We start from the raw sequence: 26,063 nt of genomic DNA on the forward strand, positions 1-26,063 counted from the left end.
GATCGGGACCGTTACCCGGCAATTGTCGGGATAGCAAGAATGGAATATCGTTATGGTTTGAAACAACAAAGCCCCGATATTTCTATCGAGGCTTTGTACCCAGCGCCGGAGTCGAACCGGCACGGTTTCCCACAGGTGTTTGAGACCAGCGCGTCTACCAATTCCGCCAGCTGGGCTTGCTGTATGAGGGTGGATTTAAGTCCTCAGAAGCGGGATGCAAATGTATTTAAACTCTCCTTAATTCGCAACAGATATTTTTGCCTGAAATAAATATTTGCAATATCGTTTAGCTTGCCCTCTTTGGCCTTATCGTCTAATTGTTTGTAACCTGCTGTAAGTCTGTTTAATTCTTCATTCAGATCGCCCTCAATGGCAAGTACTTCATTGGTTAAGTGAGATAGTTCGTCTTTGTCGTTAACCTCCATTAGCCGCTCATTTATATCCATCATCTCCATCAAAAAATCTCCCGGCAGTTGTGGTTTGGCGCCGTCTTCAACTAAATTATGCTCGCGTAAAATGTATTCTAATCGTTTATTAGGGTCAGATAAAGTTTGGTAAGCCTTATTGTTTATAGTAGATAGCTCCAATATTTCCTGCTGTTTTTCCTCGCCTTCGTTAGCATAAAAATCGGGATGATATTCTTTGCTTAGCTGGTAGAACTTCTTTTTTAGCAAAACCGCGTCCGGGTTAAAGCTTTCGGGTATATCGTAAAAATCAAAATAGTTGATCATGGGGCAAAGTTATGTGTTTTACCCGGTGCTAGTTTTAATTAGAGAAAAAAACGTAAAACATATAACGTAATACGTACAACTTATAAAACCTATAAAAAATCTATCTTTGCTCAAAATACGCCTTTATGTTATTTGAACAAATGCGGCAAAAGCCGTTTTTTATACTTGGCCCCTGCCAGATGGAAAGCCTGGATCTTTTATACACCGTTGCCGAAAAGGTAGCCGAGATAGGGCAGAAGTATAATGTGCCGGTTATCTTTAAATCATCGTTTGATAAAGCTAACCGCACTTCTATCCACTCCCAACGCGGGCCGGGCCTTGAAAAAGGCATGGAAATGCTTCAAAAAGTAAAAGAACAGTTCGGCCTTCCGGTTACTACTGATATCCACGAGCCTTTTCACGCCGCTGTAGCTGCGGAGGTAGTTGATATTTTACAGATCCCCGCCTTTTTATGCCGCCAAACCGACCTATTGGTAGCCGCCGCACAAACCGGAAAGATTGTGAACGTTAAAAAAGCGCAATTTCTATCTGGTCAGGATATGTTTTACCCTGCACAAAAGGTTATTGAAGCAGGTAATGAGCAGGTGATATTAACCGAGCGTGGCAACATGTACGGCTACAATAACCTGGTGGTTGATTTTAGGAATATTTATGATATGAAAGGATTTGGCCACCCGGTATGTATGGACTGCACACACAGCGTTCAGCGCCCGGGCGGTGCAGGTGGCAAAACCGGTGGCGACCGCACCTTTGTACCTATGATGGCGCTCGCTGCAAAAGCTTTTGGTGCCGATGGCTACTTTATGGAGGCGCACCCTGACCCGGATAATGCGCTTAGCGACGGACCTAATATGGTAAAGTTGCACTTGTTAGAGGAAGTAATTAAACCGTTACTATAAGAGTTGTAAGTTGTGAGTTATAGGTTGTAAGTTTTTTACGACTTAGGTTACTTGCAACTTACAACACACAACTTACAACCCAAATGAAAAATATAGCCAAACGTGTTTTTGATATTGAGATTGAGAGCCTGCAAAAGGTAGCTGCCTCATTAGACGAAACTTTTACCAAGGTGGTACAAGCTATTTTAGCCTGCAACGGAAAGGTTATTGTAGCCGGCGTAGGTAAATCGGGTATTATTGGGAAAAAAATATCAGCTACCTTGGCAAGTACAGGTACCCCCGGCTTCTTTTTGCATCCCGGCGATGCCTTTCATGGTGACTTGGGCATTTTGAGCCCGAATGATGCCGTGTTGCTGATCTCTTACTCTGGCGAGACGGACGAATTGCTGCGTATTATCCCATTTTTAAAATGGAATAAAAATCTGATAATCAGTATAACGGGTAATGCTACCTCAACAATAGCAAAAAATAGTAACTACCATTTAAATGCTACCATTAGTCGCGAGGCCTGCCCGCTGGCCCTTGCGCCAACATCATCTACTACAGCGGCCCTGGTTATGGGCGATGCCCTGGCAGTAGCCCTGATGGAGGAGCGTGGATTTAAGGAAGAGGACTTTGCGCGCTTTCATCCCGGTGGAAGCCTGGGGCGCAAGTTACTTACGCGGGTAAGTGATCTGATGCGCACCGATGATCTGCCCTTTATTAAAACTGATGCCTCATTTACAGATGTATTAATGCACATGTCTACCGGGCGCCTGGGCCTGGTAATTGTGGGCAGTGCTGATGCTGTTGAAGGCGTTATTACGGATGGTGATCTGCGCCGTGCATTGCTCAAAAATCCGGATACCTCAAAGCTAAGCGTTACCGATATGATGACCGCCAACCCGGTAATTGTTAACGACAATGAATTCATCAGCGCTGCCGAGCAGGTGATGATGGAAATGAAAATTACCACCCTGCTGGTTGGCTCGGCAACGCAACGTACCATCAACGGCGTTTACCAGATCTATAATACTGCACAATAGCACACGTAGCGTTTCACAAAATATATGGAACGGATGAACGAATGACACGATTTTTTCGTAATCATTTGATCGTTAATTTGTTAATCTTTAGCGATGAAACGCTGTGAAATTACTTATTCCTCAGGAAGATTAAGCTTAAATTTTTTATAAAGCATTCATAATAAGGACGCTGACGAATAACAGTTTTGTTACTTTTTATGAAACGCTTTTATTATTAGATTTAAAATTCAAACCAATTAGCCTACAAATCATGAATAAATATCGCGGGAAGAGTTTCGTCCTTATTGCAGCGGCGTTTGTAACTGCCACATTATATATGCAGTGCTCGCCTAAAATGGCCCCAACCGTTTCATCTTTGCCTAATACTACGCCGCAGGCTGATTTAAGTAAGGGCCTGAAGGATTATTTTAAAAATGATTTTTTTGTTGGTGTGGCAGTTGGTTCCAGATCAATAAGAACAGACTCAGCGTTGATTATAAGGGAATTTAACAGCGTTACTGCCGAGAATGATATGAAGGTAGGGGTTATTCATCCTACAGAAAATACGTACAACTGGAAAAACGCCGATGATATTGTAGCCTTTGCCGAGCGGCACAAAATTAATATACGTGGCCATAATTTGCTTTGGCACCAACAGAATGCTGAGTGGATGTTGGTTGGCCCGGACGGTAAGCAGGCGAGTAAAGAGTTAGTATTGAAGCGCTTAAAAGAGCACATATTTACGGTTATGAACCGCTATAAAGGAAAAATTTACTGCTGGGATGTGGTGAACGAAGCTATTGACGACAGCCAGGATCCCGCAGTGATGTATCGTAAAACCAAATGGCTGGAGATATTTAACGGACCTGAATTTATAGATGCTGCATTCCGTTTCGCGCACGAGGCAGATCCTAAAGCAAAATTGTATTATAACGAGTTTAACAGCGAGCGCGAGGTTAAGCGTGAAAAGATATTTAAGCTGATAAAAAGGCTAAAGGCAGACGGTGTACCAATTGACGGCGTTGGATTCCAGGCACATTGGTCTTTAGATTATCCAACAGTTACACAGCTACGCACTGCCTTAGATCAGATCGTGTCATTAGGTTTAGAGGTACAAATAACGGAGCTGGATGTTACTATACATCCACGGCCTTTAGGAGCACCTGCACCTACAACGCCACCTGTAGATGCTGGTTTTACACCTGATTTAGAGGCCAGACAAGTAGCCAAATACAAAGAAATATTCGACATTTTGCGTGCCTACAAAAAGAACATAAAAGCAGTTACTTTTTGGAATGTGAGCGATAGAGGAAGCTGGTTAGACAGCCGTGGCGGTGGTTCTGCCGGCGATGCAAAACCTGCAACGCCGATGATACTTAAAGCATATCCGCTATTGTTTGATGTTAATGGCCAACGTAAAAAAGCGTATTGGGCTGTAGTGAATAATTAATAAGAATCCAGTTTTTAAATAAATACCAGTATAAACGATGAACAAATATTTACTTAACATTAGCCGCAAAAATATAGTACTTGCTGCAGCAGCTGTTGCAACTACATTGTGCTATATGCAATGCTCACCTAAAGTAACACCAACTACCGCGTCGGGAGCAACCCCAACTGCTGCTGCTACGCCCAACACCACGCCGCAGCTTGATCAGAGTAAGGGCCTGAAAGATTATTTCAAAGACTATTTTCTGGTTGGAGTGGCCGTTGGTTCACGCTCAATACAACAAGATTCTGCTTTGATGATCAGGGAATTTAATAGTGTAACCGCCGAGAATGACATGAAGATGGGCGTTATCCATCCCACAGAAGATACTTATAACTGGAAAAACGCTGATAACATTGTAGCCTTTGCAGAACGGCATAAAATGAAGATCCGCGGCCATAACTTATTGTGGCATACACAGGCTGCTGAGTGGATGTTTGTTGGCCCAGACGGTAAACCTGCGAGTAAAGAATTACTGCTAAAACGCCTAAAGGATCATATTTTTGCTGTGGCCGGCCGCTACAAAGGCAAAATATACGCCTGGGATGTAGTGAACGAGGCTATTGATGATACGCAGGATTCAACAATTGTCTACCGTACAGGCACAACCAAAACACAGAAACCCAGCCAATTCTGGGGTATCTTCCAAAGCCCTGAGTTTATAGATGCCGCTTTTAGGTTTGCACATGAAGCGGACCCTAAAGCCAAATTATACTATAATGATTATAGCAGTGAGCGCCCGGCAAAACGCGAGAAAATTTTTAAAGTGGTAAAACGGTTAAAAGATAATGGCGTACCAATAGATGGGGTAGGTTTCCAGGGACACTGGACGCTAAATATTCCTACTGCATCACAATTACGTACTGCCTTAGATCAAATAATTTCGTTAGGGTTAGATGTGCAATTTACTGAAGTAGATGTTGACGTACGCGTACCTCAAAGGCCATCAGGGCCTCCTGCAAATGGTGCTGCTCCAACAGCCACACGCCCTGCAGCTACAACACCTGATGTTGATGCGGGTTATACACCTGAAATAGAGGCCAGGCAGGTAGCGCAATATAAAATGATATTTGATATTCTTAAAGAGTATAAAAAACATATCAGCAGCGTAACTTTCTGGAACGTTTCAGACAGAGCAAGCTGGTTAGATGGTCGGGGCACAGGTGGCGCTGCAGCATCGCAAACCGGTCCGCGTACAATACGTAAAGCTTACCCGCTTTTATTTGATGTTAACGGGCAACGTAAGAAGGCTTATTGGGCGGTAGTGAATAAATAATACAACTATTGCTTTTTCAGTCGCGTTAATGGCTGATAATTCGTGCTGCGCAGGGTCTCTTTCGGGAGAGCCTGCGCAGCACGGAATAAATAGTAAAGGGGGATTCTCAAAGGCATTGTTTCTTTAAATCAAGCACTGTCATGCCGAACTTGTTTCGGCACTTCACGGACAGGTAATGAACATAACAGGCAACCGGCAGTACGTGACGTTTGCCTGGTACGCGTAATGCAGAAACAAGTTGGGCATTACGGATAGGTGTTATGCTACTTCTACGTTCTTAGCCAACGTTTTAAAGCAGTCTCCATTAGCTTGAACGACTGTGATTGTTACCGCTCCCGTTTTACTGGTATTAATATCGCGAACAATACCTGATTTGCCTTTGTGGGTACCACCAATCACGTTGCAAGATGCTCCGTCGGTTATCTCTTTACTCAAAAATGGTTTGTTTTGCTATGAATATGAACTATCGCCTACGAACCGACTGCTACTGCGCCTGAAACATAAACGTTACTGTACCCAATTGTTGCTCCTGGGCATTTTCAAGAGCGTTAAGGCGGGCGCTGCGAACGGCATCTTCACACTTATCTAACAAGGCCGGATCAGAAATGGTAGTGCCACGGGCACCTGCACGTGCGTAAACAACGCTGCCACTTTTGTCAACACGCAATTCAACCACTACTCTGCCTGTTTGCCTGCCGGTATAGGTTACTATCGGCCTTGATGTGAAGCTACGCTGAGCCATGGATAAGTTACCCCCATTGCCAGATCCCGTACCATCGTAGTTATTGGTAAGCGTACTACCGGTAGGTTTGCCTTGGTTGCCGGGCGCGTTGCCATTTCCGTCGCCCTCACCCTGGCCATTATTGGTTTTGCCTTTATAAAGCGCGTTTTGATTAACTGTGGGTTTAGCAGGTGTTTTGTTGGGCTGGGTAGCAACAGTATTGCTCGGTTTTTTCGCGTTAGCACTAATTTCGGGCGCGTCTTCGCTATTTTGGGTCACAACATCTTTATCGCTGCTCTCTACCTGTGTTTTCTCAGGGGTAGGTGTGGCGTCGTTCACCTTATCGGGTTGGGTATTGTTAGCGTTCTCCGCAACCGATGGTTCATCAATACTCATGTAGTCGCTGCCCATACCTTCATCAACCGTACCGTAATTAACCAATATGCCGCCGGTGCCATTTTCGGGTAGGGGTGGTGTACCAAACACAATAAACCAGCACGCGGCAATAAGCACAGTCATTATTATGCCTGTTGCTAAAAAAGCTTTGGGGTAGTTGTTTTCCTCGTATTCGGTCATTCAGTTTACATTTTACACTTCTCAGTTTGCAGTGATAAGCCTGCATACAAGTGCAAACTGCCAACTGCCAACTGTTAACTACGCCTTCGGCGCTGTCGCTAAAACAAGTTTCATATTCAACTTTTGCGCGGTGTCCATCACTTGTACCACATCTTGTATGGCTACCGTTTTTTCAACATACAAAACTATGGTAAGTTCTTCTGCCATTTTTTTGTAGCTCTCCAGGGTGGTGCTTAAATTGGCTACCGGTATTTCCTTTTTATCAACGTAATATTTCAGATCCTGCGTTATAGATACTACTATTGTTTTTTTTGATATTGATTTTCCGCTGGATGATTTAGGCAGCATCAATTTTATAACGTTCGGGTTTGCTACCGTTGATGCAATGAGGAAAAACAAAAGCAGGAAGAACATAATATCGTTCATGGCCGACGTATGTACCTCGGCAGAAGCTCCCCTTTTTCTTTTTCTTAAATTCATTTGCTTGGTTCTTCTAACAGGTCAATAAATTCAATTGCGTCTGTTTCCAATTTTAATATCACCTTATCTACCATCATATTTAAAATGTGATAGCATATGTAAGCGATCATACCTACAAACAACCCAGCGGCTGATGTCACCATTTTTACATATAAACCACCTGATATGTTACCTATGCTGATGTCGCCACTTTGTGATATATCAAAAAATATTTTAATTACACCGGCTATTGTGCCCAAAAAGCCCAGCATAGGCGCTATGCCGGCTATAATGCCCAAAATGCCTATGTTCTTTTCTAATTTTGAAACCTCAAGTTTACCAATGTTCTCTACAGCGCCTTCAATGTCTTTTATGGGTCTGCCAATACGCAGCAAGCCTTTTTGCAGCATGCGGCCCAATGGCGTGTTGCTGTTACGGCAAATAGCAATAGCCGAATCTAAATTGCCTGATAATACACTGCCACGCACCTGTTGCATTAATTGCGACTCATTTTTTGCCGCTTTGCGGATGGTAAAATACCGCTCAAAAAATATTACCAAACCTAATACCGCTAAAATACCTATAGGTAGCATAACCCAACCACCTTTTAATATCAGGTCGCCAAAGCGTAATTCCTGGGGTGGTGCCGTTGCTAATTGCTGTACGGCGTGATTTGCCGTATCTGCCAAATGATTAATGGTATCTGTAACTGCCTGCATTATTTGTTATTATAGGTTATTATATTGGTTTATTTATTGATGATCTCGAGCGTATAAGACCCTTTGGATAAATTCTTCTCTTTTATCAACTTTTGTCTCATCGCCTCGCTTTCGCTTACTGAGCGAAAGGTGCCCAATGATACTTTAATGTAATTTCCGGGCATATCTTCGGCCAATTTAGCAGTTGGTATACCCATAGCCTTATATTTTTTCACCGCCTTGTCAGCCGCCCACAAATTTTTAAACCCTTTGCCGCTTATCAGTTCAAAACGCGATTTGGCAACTGTATCTGTTGCAGCAATGCCTGCTGAATCATTTAACGCATTTTTTGCGGTATCAGTATTCAAAGAATCAAGCTCGGGAATCACTATTGTGTTTGGCCTGGTTTCAGCAGGAACGGCCGGTTCAGCATTTTTCCAGAATTGTAGCTTATTAAAAGTATCGGGCGCGTACATATAAAGCCCAACCACGCCGGCCCCTAATACGGCAAGTATAATCAATGTGATTAAAATGCCACGCAGTGGGCCACGCCGTTCCTCCTCTTCTTCTTCGGGAAGATCAAGAAAAGCCTCATCGTAAGTTGGTGATACAGGGGCTTCAATTGTTTCTTCAGGCAGATCACTAAAAACTTCATCGTAACTTGATGTTATAGGATCGTCAAATTTTTCTTCGGTAACAGGTTCAAACTTTTGTTCTGCAACGGGTTCAAATCTTTCCGCTATAGGTTCAAATTTTTCTTCCGCTATGGGTTCAATCTGTTCTTCAGCAACAGGTTCAATCTGTTCTTCAACTACCGGTTCAGTATATAAAGCGGCAGTATCCGCTTCCAGTGTCTCAGGGTTTTGCGGCGGTAGTAATGTTTCTGTCCATGGTTCATGCTGACGGGCAGATACGGTGTGGGTTTTATTTATTTTGATAGGCGCGTAACCGTAAACTTCCAGATCATTGCTCAGCTTGTCAACCGGTTTAAAAGAAAGTTCTGCCCTGTCGGTATAAAAATAACCCAGGTTGCCCAGCGGTACATCGGCAACTATTGCCTGCAGGCGCAGGTTAGAAATATATTTTTCTATAAAATATTTAGCCGACGTAAGCGATATACTCTTTTTTGCAACCAGATACGCCGCTAATGCATCATCATCTATATCAGCCTGCGCCTCAAAATGAACTTTGTTATAGGGGGGGTAAAAAGTTGCTTCGTTCTCATCATAATAAGCGCTCATGCGTACCTGCGAAAAGTTTCCTAAACCGGATACCTTTACTTCGCCCCGCAACATAAGCAACTCGCCTAAATAAAAACCTACATCCATGCGCTAAAAGTAAGGGTTAATCGCATAACATCAAAACACCGCGGGGCTTAAAAACTATAGCTTGCACCACCAAATATATTAAACCCATAATTTGGGTAATATAGCCAGTTTTGACTGTTGGCATTCAGGATGTTGTTAACCTGGCCAAAGATGGTTATCTTTTTGGTTACCTTATATTCAACGCCTCCACTCAGATCGGCAAAGGCATCAATAGACGATCTTGTAGCACCTGCTGTCAGCATAGACGAACTCACATACGGATCAAACGTCTGGCCCCTGTATAACAATGTACCGTTGACGATTACCTTATCATTTATACGGATGGATGCCCCGCCTTTTAGCTTAAACTTAGGCAGGTTCCAGGCGGTAGTTTCAGAGGCTAACTGATAATCAACAAATTCGGCACTTCCAAAAATGTTTACGTCTTCGGTGGCTTTGTAATCCACTTCGCCGGTAAAGCCGCTTACGCGCGCAGTCCCGTCGTCGTATCTCACCGCAAACTTGTTGTAACCCGCCGCGATATTGAAATTGCTTACCATTAAAGGCATATTTTTAACGTTGTTGCGGTAGATGGTAGCTTTAAAGTTTAAGCCCGGCGCTAGTGTTCCTTTTAAACCGGCGCTTATATCCAATTCATCAACCGAGTTGCGGATGCCGATATTTTGGCCCAGAAAAGGGTTGATAGCATAAAAATTGCGAAGGGTTGATTTATTGATGTCGCCTTTTGCCTCAACAAACAGACGAGCATATTTGGGTATAACCTGCAGCTCTGCTTTGGCTGCCGGAAATATGAAAAAGCGTGAAGAAAAGCCAAACTCTGTAGCCAGCGTAACCCCCGCATCAATTTTATAATTGGTGCCCTGAAACTTTATGTAAGGATTAACCCGCGCAATGCTGTTGTTAATAGAGTATTGCTCATCTTTTTGCGTGGTCAGATCAAGCGAGGCGCTTGCCCCTGCGTAAAACTGTTTAACGGTTTGATTAAGGAAACCGGATATAGCCACATTGTTTTCGCGAGCTTTGTATCTGTCTGCAAAACCGTAGCCCTGCAATTTAACCGCGTAAGTAAAGTCGTTCTCTACGTCGCGGTAGTTCTTAGCCAGTTCGCCCTCGGCGCTTATGGTGTTGAAGTACTGATGCGATGGGTAAAATACATTTGCCGGGGGTGGGTCGTAAGGGTTAAAGCCATAGAAGTAATTGCTGCGATTGCTGAAGTCAATACGGCCGCTCAATGAGTTAACCGGCCCAATGCTCTTGCCAAATACACCAATCTGATTGTTAATAGTGTTCTGCTTTTCAAAAGCGGTACCACGCTGACCCATGTGTTTAAAGTAACCCGCAACCTGTAAGGCCTCGTCCTTGCCGTTTCCAAAATAACCTTCGGCAAAAGTGGTTTTAAGGCTTCCCACTCCCACCCGTACAAAATTGTTGGTAGGTATTGAATCTACCTCGGCAGGCATACGCATAGCGTTTAGCTGTTTTATATCTGTATTACGTTCCAGGCGCTTATCAATTGGGGTATAGGTTAGCGGTGCCTTAAATGGTGCCTTGTCCTCCATATCCGGGTTACGGCGCAGTTTAACAGCATCAGCCAAAACAGGTTTGTAGGCTGTGGTAATTACAATTTCTTCAGACAGGCTGCCCCCGTTTTGCTGCGGATTGTTACCAGCGCCACCATTTTTTGTAGTATCGACTTTTACTTTTGATGCGGCGTCGCCTATATTTTGCGCATCTGCTTTTTTGGGTGGGGTGGCGGGTTTTTGTGCCGGCCTCCTTTGTGCATCAGCCGAAAACGTGAAGCAAAGCACCATCAGTAAGGTAAGCAGGGTAGGTATGTATCTTAATTTCATTGCTCGTGTATCGTATTTTGCTTGTTGCCTTATTTTTTTTGAGGAGATATCGCATCCAGTTTTTGGCGGGCAGTTGTAACGATATCGTCATCGCCTTTATAGCCATCAATTATACTTTTCAAGGTCTCCCTGGCCTGGAAAGTGTCTTTTAACCCTACATAATTGTCTGCTAACAAAATATAGGTTTTAGCTACCCAGTAATCATAGGCAGACAGATCCTTCACCAGATCAAAGCATGTTTTTTGCGATGCCTTATACTGGCGTTTTAAATATTGCACGTTAGCCATGTTATAACGCGCCTCCGCGGCAGCAATGGTTTTAGTATTGTCTGCCGTGTAGGTTAATTCCTTTACAGCGGTTGTTGTATCAGCCAGTTGCAAATAAGCCAATCCGGCGTAAAGCCCTGTTTTAAACTTATCTTCCTGAGATGTTTTTTCATTTGCACGTACCAGTTCTACATAGTTTATAGCATCCTCAGGCATTCGCATTTGCGAGTAGCAAAGCATTAAATTATTAATTGCGAAGGTATAATCTGCCTTAAATTCCGAAGTTATTTCCAGCTTTTTCAGGAAAACCACTGCATCGTTCCATTTTTTTTGTGCCATATACAGCTTAGCCATGCTTATAAGCGATTGCTCTGTGTATGCGCTGGTCCAGTCGTTCAAAATAACATTGTAGTCCATAACAGCCTCATCGTAACGTTTAAGGTTAACTAAGCTCTGCGCACGGGTAAACCTGGCCTGTTTTTCGTATATCGGTTTGTTATTAAACTTGTCAAAATAAGCGCTAACGGCATTTGCAGCTCCCTGCCAATCGCCTCGCACGTACAGGTTATTTGCTGCCGACATCATAATATTTTCCTGCTCCGCGGTTGTATAATTGCCAATAGGCGTACTTACCGCATAGCTTAAATAAGTTTGCGCATCGCCTTTATCGGTATAAATTTTCTCAATTTGCTTAAGCGCTTGTTTGGCTTCGTTGGCAGAAGGATAATCTTTTACTACACGTTTAAAATCTTCTATGGCAGCCATGTCATCGCCGGCGTTATAGTCTATTAATCCAATTGTGGTAAGCGCACGCGGAATGTAACTGCTGCGCGGATATTTTTCAACCATAGTCTGAAGCGCGGTTTTAGCAGTGGCACCATCATTTTTAACAAAATAGGTGTAGGCTATCTCAAAATCGGCATCATCGGCATAGTCAGAATTCGGGAACCTGTTTAAAACCTCTTTAAGCGTAACGATCTTAGCATCCGGATTACCCTGCAAGCCTTGTATCATGCCGCGTTGAAACAACGCGTAATCTTGCCCTTTGCTTCCCTGTGCAATTATGCGGTTGTAATAATCAAGGGCCTTACCATAGCGTTTCAATACAAAATAGCTGTCGCCAACGCGGGTAACAGCATCATTTATACTGTTTTGATCTTTTTCTTCGCCGCGTAAAAAGCGTTCAAAAAACTGGGCCGCTTTGCTGTATTTTTCATCATAAAACGCGGCGTAAGCCAAAGCATAGTTGGCATAGTTTGCCACATTTGTTTCGGCAGCTTCGGGCATCTGTAAAAACTTTTCGAACGTCTCAACAGACTCGCCGTACTTGCGCACCTCGTACATTGCCTCGGCCATCCAATAAGTAGTTAGGGCTTTTATATTGGCATCCAAAGGGTTTTGCAGTGAACGCAGAAAAATACCAATCGAATTTTCAAAGGCGCGTTCATTATAAAACTCCAAACCACGATAATAGGTAACTTTTTGGTAAGCTATTTTAGCGCTTTCTGATTTATTGGGAATAGGCTCCAATATTTCAACCGCCTCTTTATAATTATGCGAATTTAAAAGCACCTCGCCTAAAAGCACCTTTACCTCGGTGTTACGCGCCGAATTAGGATAGTTTTTTAGATAAGCCCGGGTAGCATCTAAAGCCTGTGTATAAAAATCAAGTTCGTAGGATAGCTTGGCATATTCATACAGGCCGTCTTCCTGCAATTGCTTGTCAAAACTTAACTTTGAAGCCGCCAGGAAGGCATTTCTGGCGCTCTCTTTATTGTTCATCTTCAGGAAAACCTGGCCCAATATGTAGCTGCCGTTTTGTGCATAAACATCATTATCACCCACCAGCTTTTCCAGTTCGGTGGCCGCTTTTGCAAAATTGCCCACTTTAAAATAAGCATAACCCATTTGATAGCTATCCTGTGTGTTTTGCGTTTTGCCAAGATCTCTGTCTTCAAACCGGCTGTAGTAGTTAACAGCGTTATCATAATCGCTTTTTGCAAAGTACGAAGCCGCAATTATGCGTAGCATTTCGGTCTCGTTTTGCTGGCGTGTGCTTTTTAAAATGGGTACGGCATAGTTTATAACATCGTCGTATCTTTTATCCAGGAAATAAACGGCAGTAATGTAGTACGGGTAACTGTTCTCGTATTTTTTTGAATTTTTTAACTTTTCAAAATTTACCAGTGCCAGGTGATAATCCTGGTTAAGGTAGGCTATATAGGCAAAATAGTAGATAGCATCATCTGTAAATTGCGAGCGCTTGTTTTTTACTTCGCCAAACAGTTGCTGCGCATTTTTATAATCATTAAGCGAAAAATAGGCGTAACCTTTACGGAATTTATATTCATTATTTTCAGGCCCTGTAAGCTCGCTGGCGTCAATCTTATCAAACCATTTAAGCGTTTCCTGATATTTGCTTTGTTTTGAGTAGGAGCGGCCTATTTGGTAAAAAGCCAGCTTGGTAAGCGTATTTTCCGGATGCTCTTTAATGAATTTCAGGAAAAGGCTTTCGGCATCGTCATTACCTAACTCCAGCGCGCAAAGCGCAAGGTAATATTGCGAGCTTTCTTCTATCAGCGACAGCTCAGACTCAAACTTTGACTGATTAGAAGTTTTTAGCGCCAGGTTTTGCACCAGGTGATATTGCTGGGCCGCGGCAACATATTTTCCATCATCGAGCAGGCGTTTGGCAGCATGATAAGTACTGTACAATTGCGATGAAGGGTTTTGTTGTGCTAATGCAGGCGCGCTGACTATGAAAAGAGGGAACAGGTAGTATTTTAGTTTTATCATAAAACGCGGACAAAAAGTTCTGCAATTTAATTATTCAAAAAGCTACTATTAACACAAGTAATTAACACCTGTGGAAAATTAGTTTTTTAACGCAGTAAATTTTGGGATGGTATGAATGTGGAAAAGTTTAGTGGTTGGTCACTGGTCAATTGTCATTAGTTACAATTGACTATTGCGCGTTGCTACATAAAACGAAAAAATGATTTGTCGGAATATTAATCAAACGTGTAAAATGACTAATGCCCAATGACTAGTGCCCAATAACTAAGCTACAATCTGCCGTTGTACACAAGATAATAATGCGTCAATATCAAAAGGCTTGGCAACAAAAGCATCGGGTTGGCAGTTTGGAGAGTTTATATCTTTAAGCGCGTGGCTTGCAGAGATCATAATTACCGGGATAGCGTGTGTTTCTAAGTTGGTTTTTAAATCGCGACACAATTCACGGCCATCCATATTCCCCAACATAATATCCAAAATGATGAGGTTGGGTTTAAACGCTCTCACTTTATCAAATAAAAAATGTCCATCTGTAAGGGTCTCGACGGTATAACCTGAATCGTCCAGAATAAATTGGATTATTTCAAGGATGTCTTTATCGTCGTCGACCACTAAAATCCGTTTCATTGTTGAAATACTATATAAAAAAAATGGTACAGCAAGTACTTATTCTTTAAATAAGCAATTGCTGTACCATTTCTTAACTACAACTTAATTAACAGTAGTTCTAATAGTTTTTATATTAGAAAACTATTAGAACTACATTTTATATTACACAAAAATTATAATGCATTTTATAACAACTTTCGTTTCTGTCCTAAAAACCAAATAGTTGTTTAAGGTCAGGCTTTATAACTGTACCATATTTTTTCAGATCATCTTCGTTTACTTTCTTCTCGGACGCTACAATGCAATAAGTATAAGTCTTGTTTTTTATTTGCGCGTCATGGAACGCTTTTAAATCGGCAAAGCTCATTTTATCAAGATTGTCAAAAACATCTTTACGCAGATCGTGGTCAAGCCCCAAGCGCTTTGCATTTAAATAATCAGATATAATACCATCTTCGGTAATACGCTCTGTTTCTATTGATTTACGTACGTTATCCTTGGCAAGTGCCACACCCTCTTTTGATTCGGGTAGGGTAGTAAGCAAATCATTCATGCCCTTTATCGCTTCGTTCAGCTTATCAGCTTGTGTACCTATGTAAGCTGCAAACACGTCGCGGTTTTCTTTTTTACTTGGTGTTGCATATTGCGCGAAGGTGGAGTAGGCCAAAGCTTTAGACTCCCTGAGATCCTGCAATACTATTGAGCTAAAGCCGCCTGTGCCGAAGTAATTGTTAAACACTGCAATGCCGGGTGCTAAAGCAGGGTTATACTTTTCGCCGTTACGTATCCAATAAATTTCGGCCTGCACCATATCATAATTGGCAAAAAGTACTTGATTAGCCGTGCTTGTAACCTGCGTAAATTTAACTGCTGCCGGGTAAGGGGTAAATACAGCCGGCACTTTATGTAATGATGCCACTTCCGTTCCGGCTTCGGCAGCTGTTTTTGGCCCGTAATAAAGCACTGTATGGCTGTAATTACTAAGGTCATGCAGCACCTTGATAAGGTCCTCTGCTTTAACTGCATCAAGTTCTTCATTGGTTAAACCGTAGTTATACGGATTAGTTGGGCCATATTGCGCATAGCTAATAAGCCCCTGCATAATTGCCGATTTGTTTATTTTTGAATTCTCCCTGGAACGCTTTATCCTTGTCTTTAAACTTGCCAGCGCGACCTCATCGGGCTTACAATCGGCCAACAGATCTTCATAAAGCTTTAAGGTAGCGGCAAAGTTTTCCTGCAATCCGTTAATGGTTACGGTGGTTACCTCGTTACCTGCGCTTATGCTATAGGTAGAAGCTAACTTATAAAATGCTTTGCTAAAGTCTTCAGAAGTTTGTGAGCCTGTGCCCAAAAACTGCAGGTATTGCGCAGCTATGGGCAGCAGCTTGTTGTTCCAGTTGCCCATCTCATAACGATAGTATAATCTAAACAGGTTGTTGTCGGTGTTTTTTACCGCTAACACGTCAAGATTGCCTGCTTTAGCGCGTTGTATGTCTTTTTGATAATCTAACCAAACAGGTTTTATATTGGTAACCGGCATAGCCATAACCTGTTTTAAAAATGGCGACTGCGCTGCCGAATTTAAATCAACAGGAGTGATGGTTGGCTTATCAACTTTAACAATATTTTTATCCTCGCCCTGGTGTTTGTAAACTATAACATAGTTTTGATCACTAAGGTATTTGTTAGCGAAAGCTACTATCTGGGGCTTTGTAACTGCCGAAAGTTCCTTTACTGTACCCACAACGGTTTTCCAATCAACACCTGATGTAAAGGTGTACATCAGATCTTCTGCCCTTGAAGAGTAATCCTCATTTTTCTGGATAAGCGCCTTTTTTTGGTTATTTACTATAGATTGAATAAGATCATCAGAAAAATCGCCTGCGCGCAGTTTAGCTATCTCGGCCAGCATAAGGTCGCGCACTTCTTCCAGAGATTGCCCTTTAACCGGGTTGCCACGCAGCAATAGCACACCGTAATCTTTTAAAGTATAACTGCTTGCACTCGCGCTTAGCAGTTTTTGTTTTTTTATCAGATTGAGGTCAAAGAGGCCTGCTTTACCGTTAGTTAGCATTGCGCCTACCAGATCAAGCAAACGGGCATCGCGTGTGTTAGCGCCCGGAAAACGGAACGCCATTGTAACGTTTTCGGCATTAGGCCCATACACATCTGCCTTTACAGGCGCGGTTATGGGTTGTTCCGCATCAAACTTATAGGGTGGGATAGGCTTTGGCTTAAGGTAGCTAAAGGCCACGTCAATTTTTTTAATAACTGCATCCGGATTAAAATCACCCGATAGGATAACACCCATATTATTCGGAACATAGTAATCATGATAATATCTGCGGATGGCAACCAGCGAAGGGTTTTTTAAATGCTCAACCGTACCTATTGTGGTTTGTTTACCGTAGTTGTTGTTAGGGAAGAGCTTTGTAAACATAGCCTCGGTAACCTTACGGCCATCATCATCAAGGGTGCGGTTCTTTTCCTCATATACTGCTTCCAGTTCGGTATGGAAAATGCGCAGTATAGGGTTTCTGAAACGCTCTCCTTGCACCTTCAGAAACTTGTCAATGGCATTGGCAGGTATATCTTCGGTGTAAACGGTTTGTTCAAATGATGTAAAAGCATTACTGTTCTGCCCGCCCATGGCGGTCATCATCTTATCGTATTCGTTAGCAATGGCGTATTTGGCGGCCTCGCCCGATGCTTTGTCAATTTCTTTATATATCTCCTTGCGTTTAGCTTCGTCTTTTGTGTTATTATACTGCTCATACAACACATCAACCTTAGTAAGCAAAGGTTTTTCTTTTTCCCAGTTTAATGAGCCAAACTTATCAGTTCCTTTAAAAAGCATGTGCTCCAGGTAATGCGCCAGGCCGGTATGATCTGCAGGATCTGTTTTGCTTCCGGCTTTTACAGCCACATAGGCTTGTACACGCGGCTGTTTTTTTGTTGGACTTAATATAACCGTTAGCCCGTTTTTTAAAGTATAAAACCGCGAATGTGTAGGGTCGCCGGTAACATATTTATAATTGTAACCTGCCGCGGAGGCCTGTTTCCAGGCAATGGTTGTTTGTGCCGTTAAGTTTTGGGCAACAAAAAATAAAAGGCCGATAATAAGGAATCTGTATTTCATGATATTATAGGATTGGTGCAATAAAAGTATCTAAAAAAATACATATAAAAAAAGCCAACGCAGGTTAGCGTTGGCTCATTATTTATTTTTTAAAAGAAAGGTATTGTTAATAGTCAGAATCGCCGCTGTTGCGGTCACGGTAATTGTTGCCACCGCCGCTGTTTTTATCGCGGTAGCCATTTCCTCCGCCACCGCTGTTACGGTCGCGATACCCATTGCCACCTCCACTGCTGCGTCTGTCATCATTTCCGTATTTTTTGTATCCGCCGCCGCTGTCGTTTCCACCACGGAATCCGCCGCGGTTACCACCGCCAAAATTGCCGCCGCCTGCCGGTCTTTCTTTTTCGCGGGCTTCGCTTACGGCAATGTTTTTGTCCAGAACCTTTCTTTCGTTCAGTTCGGCAATTGCGGTGTTGGCTTCGTTGCTGTCGGGCATTTCAACAAATGCAAAACACTTGCTTCTGCCGGTTTCGCGGTCCATAATAAGGTTAACAGAGTTTACCGTACCGTACGCGGCAAATAGCTCCGTAATTTGGGCTTCCTGATACTGATAGGGCAGCCGGGCTACAAAAATTTTCATTAAACTATGATATGATGATTAAAAAGCAAGTTTATAACGTAAATATATACTATTATAAACTTATTTACAATTACATAGCAAAGGCTAAATTGTTTTAAAAACGAGGGCTTTTTAAACTATTTTATAAGATGATTTACCTTTTCTACCAGTTCAGTAAGGTCAAAGGGTTTGTTGATTATGGCGTCGCAGCCATAGGCAAATAATTCATCGGCGTGATTAACGTATGCCGAGAAAATAATTACAGGTACATGTTTAAAATCAGGGTGTGATTTTATTTGCCGGCATAGTTCGCCGCCGTTGGTGCCGGCTACCCGGTAATCTAATATAACCAGGTTAGGATCAAATTGCTCTACAAGCGGAATTACATCCGCGCTTTCAGATGTGCTTTTAACATCAAATTTTTCATAGGATAATGTTTCGTGAACAATATCCAGAATGTCTTGATTATCGTCCAGAACTAATATTCGTTTTGACATCTGTAATTTTCAATATTTCCGACAGACAAGCAATGTATAAGGTCTTTAAAGCAACGCATCGGATAAAAAAAATCTTCGGATATATAGTGTGTAAAAGTAATTTATTTTTCTTGTATTATTCAACAAGGAAAAAACATGTTGAACGATTTTTCAAACTTATTTGTTTTACTTAAGCAATGCTTTTTACAAATATATAATTCCGGCGTATCAAATTAAATAGCGCTTATTTTTAATATTTTTTTTCTGAAATAATATCGGTGCTATATTAAGGGCAATAGTTAAAACGCCTCGCCCACAGTAAGTAATAATGAGTTGTAGCCCTTGCTCACGCCAAAATCAAGCCCAATATTGGTATCAGATTTTTTGTTGTATTTTATGCGTATGCCTGCGCCGGCAGCGGGGTTCCAGTATTTAAATTGCCGGGTGTTAGATTCGCTGGCAGAGTTAATATTTGCAAATACTACAAAACCCAATAAGCCATTTTGAGTCAGGTCTTTGCGGTATTCGGTTTCAAAATACAACAAAGCCTGGCCGCGATACCGGTTTTGGGCTATACCCCGGCCAGACCGTTGGTTGGGTTCCATGCCAATAGCAGGTAGATTTAAATAAGGTGTAAGGGGCGTAAGGGTGGCCCAGTAATACGTCCAAAAGGCCAGCATGTTCTTTTTGTTGTCAGTACTAAAGGAATGGTACTTACGTACATCTACATATAATGATTGCCAGCTGTTGCTGCTTCCCCATGATTTATAGTTAAGGCGGTAAATGAAATTACCGTACCAGCCAGGCAAAGGGTTAAGGGAGTTGTTGCGGCTATCATACAACACGTTAAAGCTAGGCCCGGATGAGAAGGAGCTTTGGTTTGCGCGCGTACCGTACTCGTAGTTGGTAAACTGCTCAAAACTGGTTTTGGCGCCATTATCACTGTCAACATCAAAATAGTAGTCCAGATTATAGCCAATACCCAGGTATAAATAGGATGTTATACGCTTAACAACGCTTTGGTAAAAGCGTACATATTTATAATCAACCAAAAATTTATGATCTGTAGGTTGGCCGCCGCCCAAACCCCAGGTATATTGCGGATACACCAGCAGCCGTGTATCACCCTGAATGTTGAACATATTGTGTTTTAGCCAGATATTGGAGCGAATGGGTAAACCATAGCGCCCGCTGAAGTTAAAGTAGGGCGTAAAGTTTACGTTAGATATGTAAGTGGTTTGCGGATTGCCTAAATAAAAACTGGCTGTGGTTGATGTTAACAGCATCCTGTCGGGCCCTGCGTTTGATGAGGAGACAGGTAAAATAGAGAAATATATTTTTTTTCCCGCCGTATCCGGTGTTCGTTTGCTTTGAATATTGAATACATCGCGGGCAATATCTATCAGGTCGGTTTTGCCTGCCGTATCAATAATGTTTTTGTTTTTAGGGTGATCGCTGCTCATTTGTGCAAAAAGCAGAACAGGTGAGGCACAGAGGAAGAAAAGGATTAGATATTTAAACATCGGCAAATAACAACACAAATATAATAACGATAAGAATATACAAATTGTACACAGCAATATCAAAAAAATACTTGTTAAAAATTACGCTGGTAAAGCATTCACTTGCGGCAAAAAAACGATCTTTGCAGCCCTAGTGGGTGCTTCTACTTTTAAATACATGACGAAAAAGAAATACTTTTTTACCGTACTGATATTAGGTTGCTTAACGGCCCTTTCGCCTTTTTCAATTGATATGTATTTGCCGGGTTTCCCGGATATTGCCAAATCATTAAATACCACCACTGCCCAGGTAGCGCTGTCGTTGTCAAGCTATTTTATAGGCCTGGCCGGTGGGCAGTTATTGTACGGCCCTTTGCTGGACAGGTTTGGGCGTAAACCACCTTTATACATTGGCCTGGCGGTTTATATAGCCGCATCGGCAGGTTGTTTTATGTGCACAGATATTGATACACTCATCATACTCCGTTTTATACAGGCCGTTGGCGGCTGCGCAGCGGGTGTAGCATCAATGACCATGGTTCGTGATCTTTTCCCGGTTGAAGAAAATGCAAAGGTTTTTGCCTTGTTAATACTGGTATTAGGCGCCTCGCCGATGGTAGCCCCAACTGCTGGTGGTTATATCACTGCGGCATTTAACTGGCATTTAATATTTGTTGTATTGGGTATTATGGGGATACTATTAATCCCTGCCGTAATATGGTTGCCGGATACCTATAAACCCAACCCCAATTATTCATTAAAACCGGTACCAATAATTAGTGCCTTTTGGGAAGTAGCTAAAACGCCGCAGTTTTTTACTTACGCGCTGGCGGGAGCATTCTCGTTTATGGGTTTGTTTGTATATGTCGCCGGTTCGCCAATGGTGTTTATGGAGCTTTTTAAAGTTGATAAAAAAGTATATGGCTGGATCTTCGCAGGCTTGTCAATCGGCTTCATCGGTGCCAGTCAGGTTAATAATGTGCTGCTTAAAAAATTCACGAGCGAGCAAATTGCCAGAACGGCGTTAACCGTGCAAGTAATAAGCTCAGTTATATTTTTTATAGGATCAATCTATGGCGTATTTGGCCTGGCCGGAACAATAGGAATGATATTTATAATGCTCTGCTGTGTGGGTACTACCAACCCCAATGCTTCAGCGCTTTCGCTTGCACCATTTGCAAATAATGCTGGTACTGCATCGTCGCTGTTAGGTGCGCTGCAATTGGGTTTGGGATCTTTTGCCACTATGCTGGTGAGTTATTTTCACAGCCCTACAACTTTGCCAATGGCGGGCATAATGGCTGCATCAGCAGGTATTGCTTTAATTGTGTTGCTGGTTGGAAGAAGGTTTGTGAAGCATAAGATTGAAGCCAGCGGTGTTGTGGTGGCCGGGCATTAGCCCCCTCTAAATCTCCCCCTGAAAGGGGAGACTTTTATAACGACGCAATCCTCTATTCAGAATAAACACTTTCCGCCTTCGTGCGCAAATTATATCCCGAAGCCATTACCTCGCCATAAGCACCGGCTGTACGCACAGCTATCAGATCACCGCGAAACGACTCAGGTAGCGGAACATCCTTGCGGAAACAATCTGTACTTTCGCAAATAGGGCCTACTACATCGTAGTGAGTGGTGAGTGGTGAGGGGTGAGTAGGTTTATCTTCCGAACTTTCAGACCTCCCAACACCTGGACTTGATAACTGCCCACTGCCCACTGCCCACTGCCTACTTATATTCTCCACTTCATGATACGCCTGGTATAACATAGGGCGCATTAGTTCTGTCATACCTGCATCCAATACCAGGAAATTCTTTTTCTGCCCATTTTTAACATACAGCACACGCGATATCAGCGAAGCGCATTGCGCCACCAGCGCGCGGCCCAACTCAAAGTGTACTTCCTGCCCGGGTTTAACGTTCAGAAAATCTTTAAATACTTTAAAGTACCCTTCAAAATTGGCTATGGTATTCGTATCAGGGTTGTAATAATCTACACCCAAACCGCCGCCGGCATTTAGCACCTTTACCTTAAAGCCGCGATCCTCAAACCAGTCCTGCATCTCGTTAATGCGGATACACAGGCTACGATAAACTTCCAGGTCGGTAATTTGCGAGCCAATGTGAAAATGAATACCTAAAAACTGCAGGTTTTTGCAGCCGCGTAATGTTTCGGCAACATCGCCCAACTGCCAGGTATTTATACCGAATTTGTTCTCGTCTAAACCTGTGGTGATGTAATGATGGGTATGCGCATCAACATTTGGATTAATGCGAATGGCAACGCCTGCGGTTTTATTTTTAGCTTTAGCCAGATCATTGATGATGACTAATTCCTGTACAGATTCAACGTTGAAGCAGAAAATGTCGACATCCAATGCCGCGTTTATCTCCTTATCAGATTTGCCTACGCCGGCAAAAACAACCTTCTCCTTACCAAAACCATGTTCAATGGCTGCCATTACTTCGCCGCCGCTCACGCAATCGGCACCGAAATCAAAAGATTGGATCATCTCTAGCACCTTCGGATTAAAATTGGCTTTCATAGCATAATGTACATGGAAGCCATATTTAGATGATGCCGCGTGGCATGCCGCTAAAGTTTGGCCCAGCACCTCCATATTATAGTAATAAAAAGGTGTTTCAATATTTTGAAAACGGGAAATGGTATCTTGGTTAAACATTGTAGCCCCCTCTAAATCTCCCCCTGAAGGAGGAGACTTTTATTTATTTTATTAAGTTATATAATTATTATTAATTGATTTAGCTTCCTGCTGTTCCCTTCTTACCAGAAGTCTCCCACTTCAGGGGGAAATTTAGAGGGGGCTAAAACAACCTGCTATGCAGGCTTCTTAAAGCTTCCACTTTATCTTCGGTTTTAACTAAAACCGATAGGTTATGCTTACTGCCGCCATAGCTTATCATACGCAAGGGCAGGTGCTTCAATGCTTCCAGCACGCGGGAACCGAATCCGTGCGAATTAGCGCTAAAATCGCCCACCACACAAATAATGGTTTGTTGGTAATCTATCTCTACGTTGCCAAAAGCTTCCAGTTCCGCTAATATTTCTTTCAGATAAGTAGTATCATCTATACTTAATGATACGGCCACTTCTGATGTGGTGATCATATCAATTGATGTTTTATAGCGCTCAAACACCTCGAATACGCGGCGCAAAAAGCCGTAGGCAAGTAACATACGGCTTGAGTTGATCTTTATAGCCGTAATGCCATCCTTGGCAGCAATTGATTTTATTTTATTCTTCTCGCTGTCGTTGGTTATCAGCGTGCCTTTAGCCTTTGGCTCCATGGTATTAAGCAGGCGTACAGGTATTTTGTATCTCTGCGCCGGGAACACGCTCTGCGGATGCAAGATCTTTGCCCCGAAGTAAGCCAGCTCGGCAGCCTCGTCAAATGATAGCTGCGCGATAGGAGAGGTGCCGCTAACAATGCGGGGATCATTGTTGTGCATGCCATCAATATCCGTCCATATCTGTACTTCTTCGCTGCGGATGCCTGCCCCAATTAATGACGCGGTGTAATCACTACCACCACGACGCAGGTTGTCTATCTCGCCAAAAGCATTGCGGCAAATATATCCCTGCGTAATAAATAAATTATTGTCGGGGTGCCGCTCAAGTATGGGTGTTAAATGTGCTGTGATATAATCAACTATAGGTTCATTATCCTCATCGATCTTCATAAATTCTAACGCGGGCAACAATACCGATGGAATGCCTATCTCTGTTAAATAAACGTGATATAGGGTGGTTGAAAGTAATTCCCCCTGTGCCAGTATTATCTTTTCTTCAACCGAAGTAAACAGATCATTAGCCACACCGCTTAGCAACGAAAAATGATAATCTATAACATCTTTGCCCTGTGCTAAAAACTCAGGCTTTACAAAAAGTTCTTTAATGAATATCTCGTATTTGTCTTTTAAAGCACCTATAAGCTGGGCCGCCTTTGGTTTATCGCCCAGTAAATAAGCCTGTCCAATTTCTACCAAACTGTTGGTTGTGCCTGATACAGCCGAGAGCACCACTATTTGCCTTTCAGAAGCATCAATAATATCAAGCAGCTTCTTCATCCGCTCCGGGCTGCCTACTGATGTTCCGCCAAATTTTAAAACTTTCATTGCGTATTTCTTATTGCAAATACCGGCGATAAATAAGCTTGCCGATACGTGTTTTTGAGGCGCTAAAAATAGGATTTTTAAAAGGATATATTGTAATAACCACAATTAAATTGGTGGCAGCCTTCGCCTGCGCGACGTATCAAGGATTAAAAAAAATTAGCATTATACCACAATTAACGAATGAAAAATGGCTCGTTATTTTACAGTAACATAAAGTCATTGCTTTTAATGATATAAAAACTGACTTATAAGTCAGTTTTTATAAAAAGATTACACGATGCTTTGTTTGGCAATAAATTATTGTTGAGATTTACGATAAGTTATTTTAATAGGGGTATTAAATAGCTACAAAAAGTCGTCTGCGTAAGCGGATGGCTTTTTTTTTAGCTATTCACCAGCACGTGTTCCCTAAATATCATCTCTAAAATTTCGCGGGTATTATCGGCATAATCCACTTTTATTGGGGTGCCATTGTTAAGCCAATTTAAAATAGTTTCGCTGTGTTTGGGTTTAAGGCTCTTAATAACCGGCACACCCATGTCTTTTAAGGCAGCAGCGTTTAGTTGCTGCTCGTACTGGTTTTTCATGGGGATAACCAGCAGTTTCTTTTTCATATACAACGCTTCGGCAGGGGTTTCAAAACCCGCACCACAAAGCACGCCTTCGCTCTCGGCCATGCTTTTTATAAAGGCCTTATTGTTAATGGGCTGTATTAATATGTTGCCGTATTGCTTCGTTTTGCTGTTATGTTTAGAGAATACGTCCCAATACACGTCCTTAAACTCAGAAAGGCGTTTTATTAACCGTTTATCATCATAGGCAGGCAGATAAACTGTGTAGTGGCCTTTATTACTTATACGCTGTTCGCGCACCTGCTGGCGTATTACCGGAGTAAAAGTTTTTTTATCGAATTTTTTAAAGTGGAAACCGTATGACGCGGTTACCGGTGCATAGTTTTTTAGCACCAATTTACCAATCATGTCGGTCTCTTCCGGCTTGGGCGCATTTTCGCTTAATACCGCAGCCTGGTGACTTAAACCAATGCAAGGTTTATCGGCCAAATAGCAGGCCCATGACGAAACGGGTTCAAAATCATTTATTACAACATCGTATTTGTCTATTGGCAGTTCTTTAATTTCTTTAAGAAACTTCCTAAAACGCGATTTTAGAAATGATTTCCATAGATCAACACCGCCGGATTTTCCGAAGATGAAACCAAAGCCGTTAAATTTATATTTTATAGGGAAGGGGAGGTTCAGGTCGCCTTGATTGCCGCTAACCAGCACATCAACATCGCCCATTTGTTGCAGCAGCGGCACAATATCCATAGAACGGCTCAGATGTCCGTTGCCAGTACCTTGTATTGCGTAAAGTATCTTCATCAATTAATAAGTTAAAGCGTATAAACAAATAAAGAGAGCTGTTGTTGCTCTCTTCATTTATTAACTGATCTTATTAGTCAATGAAAAAAGAACAATAGGGTAACACATCATTTGAATAACGATGCAAAGCTAAAGTTGGCTTATTAAACTAATGTTAAGTTACTGT

The 26,063-nt window shown here is 42.4% G+C and carries 21 protein-coding genes and 1 tRNA gene; 5 read left to right on the plus strand and 17 right to left on the minus strand.

What is annotated here, in order from left to right; translation table 11 throughout:
- Positions 1–96: 96 nt before the first annotated feature.
- Positions 97–176, minus strand: a tRNA-Leu gene (locus tag ACFQZS_RS08140).
- Positions 177–203: 27 nt separating this feature from the next.
- Positions 204–731, minus strand: coding sequence for a Fe-S protein assembly co-chaperone HscB (gene hscB, locus ACFQZS_RS08145; protein ID WP_377099061.1), 528 nt, complete (start codon positions 729–731; stop codon positions 204–206).
- A 125-nt stretch (positions 732–856) separates the two neighbouring features.
- On the opposite strand from hscB, the gene kdsA reads away from it, so the two are divergent.
- The 4 genes from kdsA (at position 857) to ACFQZS_RS08165 (ending at position 5,399) form a co-directional block, all read left to right on the plus strand.
- Positions 857–1,630 (plus strand): 3-deoxy-8-phosphooctulonate synthase, encoded by a 774-nt coding sequence (gene kdsA / locus ACFQZS_RS08150; RefSeq protein ID WP_377099063.1) that lies wholly within the window; start codon positions 857–859, stop codon positions 1,628–1,630.
- Positions 1,631–1,713: 83 nt separating this feature from the next.
- Positions 1,714–2,655: a KpsF/GutQ family sugar-phosphate isomerase gene (locus ACFQZS_RS08155; RefSeq protein ID WP_377099065.1), complete on the plus strand. Its 942-nt coding sequence runs from the start codon at positions 1,714–1,716 to the stop codon at positions 2,653–2,655.
- A gap of 250 nt (positions 2,656–2,905) precedes the next feature.
- Entirely contained in the window at positions 2,906–4,084 is a 1,179-nt protein-coding gene (locus ACFQZS_RS08160; protein WP_377099067.1) for an endo-1,4-beta-xylanase, read from the plus strand.
- Between the two features lie 37 nt (positions 4,085–4,121).
- Positions 4,122–5,399, plus strand: coding sequence for an endo-1,4-beta-xylanase (locus ACFQZS_RS08165; protein WP_377099069.1), 1,278 nt, complete (start codon positions 4,122–4,124; stop codon positions 5,397–5,399).
- Between the two features lie 258 nt (positions 5,400–5,657).
- Here ACFQZS_RS08165 and ACFQZS_RS08170 read toward each other — a convergent pair whose 3' ends face one another.
- The 12 genes from ACFQZS_RS08170 to ACFQZS_RS08225 form a co-directional block, all read right to left on the minus strand.
- Entirely contained in the window at positions 5,658–5,834 is a 177-nt protein-coding gene (locus tag ACFQZS_RS08170) for an RNA-binding protein (protein ID WP_377099071.1), read from the minus strand.
- Positions 5,835–5,883: 49 nt separating this feature from the next.
- Positions 5,884–6,696, minus strand: a complete 813-nt coding sequence (locus ACFQZS_RS08175) for an energy transducer TonB (protein ID WP_377099073.1) — start codon at positions 6,694–6,696, stop codon at positions 5,884–5,886.
- Positions 6,697–6,774: 78 nt separating this feature from the next.
- Positions 6,775–7,176 carry an ExbD/TolR family protein gene (locus ACFQZS_RS08180; protein ID WP_377099075.1) on the minus strand — a complete coding sequence of 134 codons (402 nt, stop codon included), beginning with the start codon at positions 7,174–7,176 and terminating at the stop codon, positions 6,775–6,777.
- Positions 7,173–7,874, minus strand: a complete 702-nt coding sequence (locus ACFQZS_RS08185) for a MotA/TolQ/ExbB proton channel family protein (RefSeq protein ID WP_377099077.1) — start codon at positions 7,872–7,874, stop codon at positions 7,173–7,175. The genes ACFQZS_RS08180 and ACFQZS_RS08185 overlap by 4 nt, the downstream gene beginning before the upstream one ends.
- Before the next feature lie 29 nt (positions 7,875–7,903).
- Positions 7,904–9,181: an HU domain-containing protein gene (locus ACFQZS_RS08190; protein WP_377099079.1), complete on the minus strand. Its 1,278-nt coding sequence runs from the start codon at positions 9,179–9,181 to the stop codon at positions 7,904–7,906.
- Between the two features lie 47 nt (positions 9,182–9,228).
- Positions 9,229–11,031: a hypothetical protein gene (locus ACFQZS_RS08195; RefSeq protein ID WP_377099081.1), complete on the minus strand. Its 1,803-nt coding sequence runs from the start codon at positions 11,029–11,031 to the stop codon at positions 9,229–9,231.
- A gap of 29 nt (positions 11,032–11,060) precedes the next feature.
- Positions 11,061–14,093 (minus strand): tetratricopeptide repeat protein, encoded by a 3,033-nt coding sequence (locus ACFQZS_RS08200; RefSeq protein ID WP_377099083.1) that lies wholly within the window; start codon positions 14,091–14,093, stop codon positions 11,061–11,063.
- 264 nt (positions 14,094–14,357) lie between these two features.
- Positions 14,358–14,720, minus strand: a complete 363-nt coding sequence (locus ACFQZS_RS08205; protein ID WP_377099085.1) for a response regulator transcription factor — start codon at positions 14,718–14,720, stop codon at positions 14,358–14,360.
- Between the two features lie 190 nt (positions 14,721–14,910).
- Complete coding sequence (locus ACFQZS_RS08210; protein WP_377099087.1) at positions 14,911–17,844, minus strand: M16 family metallopeptidase; 2,934 nt, start codon at positions 17,842–17,844, stop codon at positions 14,911–14,913.
- 106 nt (positions 17,845–17,950) lie between these two features.
- Complete coding sequence (locus ACFQZS_RS08215; RefSeq protein ID WP_377099088.1) at positions 17,951–18,424, minus strand: RNA recognition motif domain-containing protein; 474 nt, start codon at positions 18,422–18,424, stop codon at positions 17,951–17,953.
- 116 nt (positions 18,425–18,540) lie between these two features.
- Positions 18,541–18,900 (minus strand): response regulator, encoded by a 360-nt coding sequence (locus ACFQZS_RS08220; protein ID WP_377099090.1) that lies wholly within the window; start codon positions 18,898–18,900, stop codon positions 18,541–18,543.
- A gap of 278 nt (positions 18,901–19,178) precedes the next feature.
- Positions 19,179–20,342 carry a BamA/TamA family outer membrane protein gene (locus tag ACFQZS_RS08225; protein ID WP_377099092.1) on the minus strand — a complete coding sequence of 388 codons (1,164 nt, stop codon included), beginning with the start codon at positions 20,340–20,342 and terminating at the stop codon, positions 19,179–19,181.
- A gap of 217 nt (positions 20,343–20,559) precedes the next feature.
- Here ACFQZS_RS08225 and ACFQZS_RS08230 point away from each other — a divergent pair, with 217 nt between their 5' ends.
- The gene (locus ACFQZS_RS08230) at positions 20,560–21,780 is read left to right on the plus strand and encodes a multidrug effflux MFS transporter (RefSeq protein WP_377099094.1); all 1,221 of its coding nucleotides are present in this window, start codon (positions 20,560–20,562) and stop codon (positions 21,778–21,780) included.
- A gap of 52 nt (positions 21,781–21,832) precedes the next feature.
- On the opposite strand, the gene lysA is transcribed toward ACFQZS_RS08230, so the two are convergent.
- The 3 genes from lysA to ACFQZS_RS08245 all read right to left on the minus strand — a co-directional run bounded on the left by lysA (position 21,833) and on the right by ACFQZS_RS08245 (position 25,897).
- The gene (gene lysA / locus ACFQZS_RS08235; protein WP_377099096.1) at positions 21,833–23,062 is read right to left on the minus strand and encodes a diaminopimelate decarboxylase; all 1,230 of its coding nucleotides are present in this window, start codon (positions 23,060–23,062) and stop codon (positions 21,833–21,835) included.
- A gap of 142 nt (positions 23,063–23,204) precedes the next feature.
- Positions 23,205–24,515, minus strand: coding sequence for an aspartate kinase (locus tag ACFQZS_RS08240; protein WP_377099098.1), 1,311 nt, complete (start codon positions 24,513–24,515; stop codon positions 23,205–23,207).
- A gap of 383 nt (positions 24,516–24,898) precedes the next feature.
- Entirely contained in the window at positions 24,899–25,897 is a 999-nt protein-coding gene (locus ACFQZS_RS08245) for a glycosyltransferase family protein (protein WP_377099100.1), read from the minus strand.
- Between the last annotated feature and the right edge of the window lie 166 nt (positions 25,898–26,063).

The sequence above is a fragment of the Mucilaginibacter calamicampi genome (genome assembly GCF_042676765.1).
In the GTDB taxonomy this organism is placed as follows: domain Bacteria; phylum Bacteroidota; class Bacteroidia; order Sphingobacteriales; family Sphingobacteriaceae; genus Mucilaginibacter; species Mucilaginibacter calamicampi.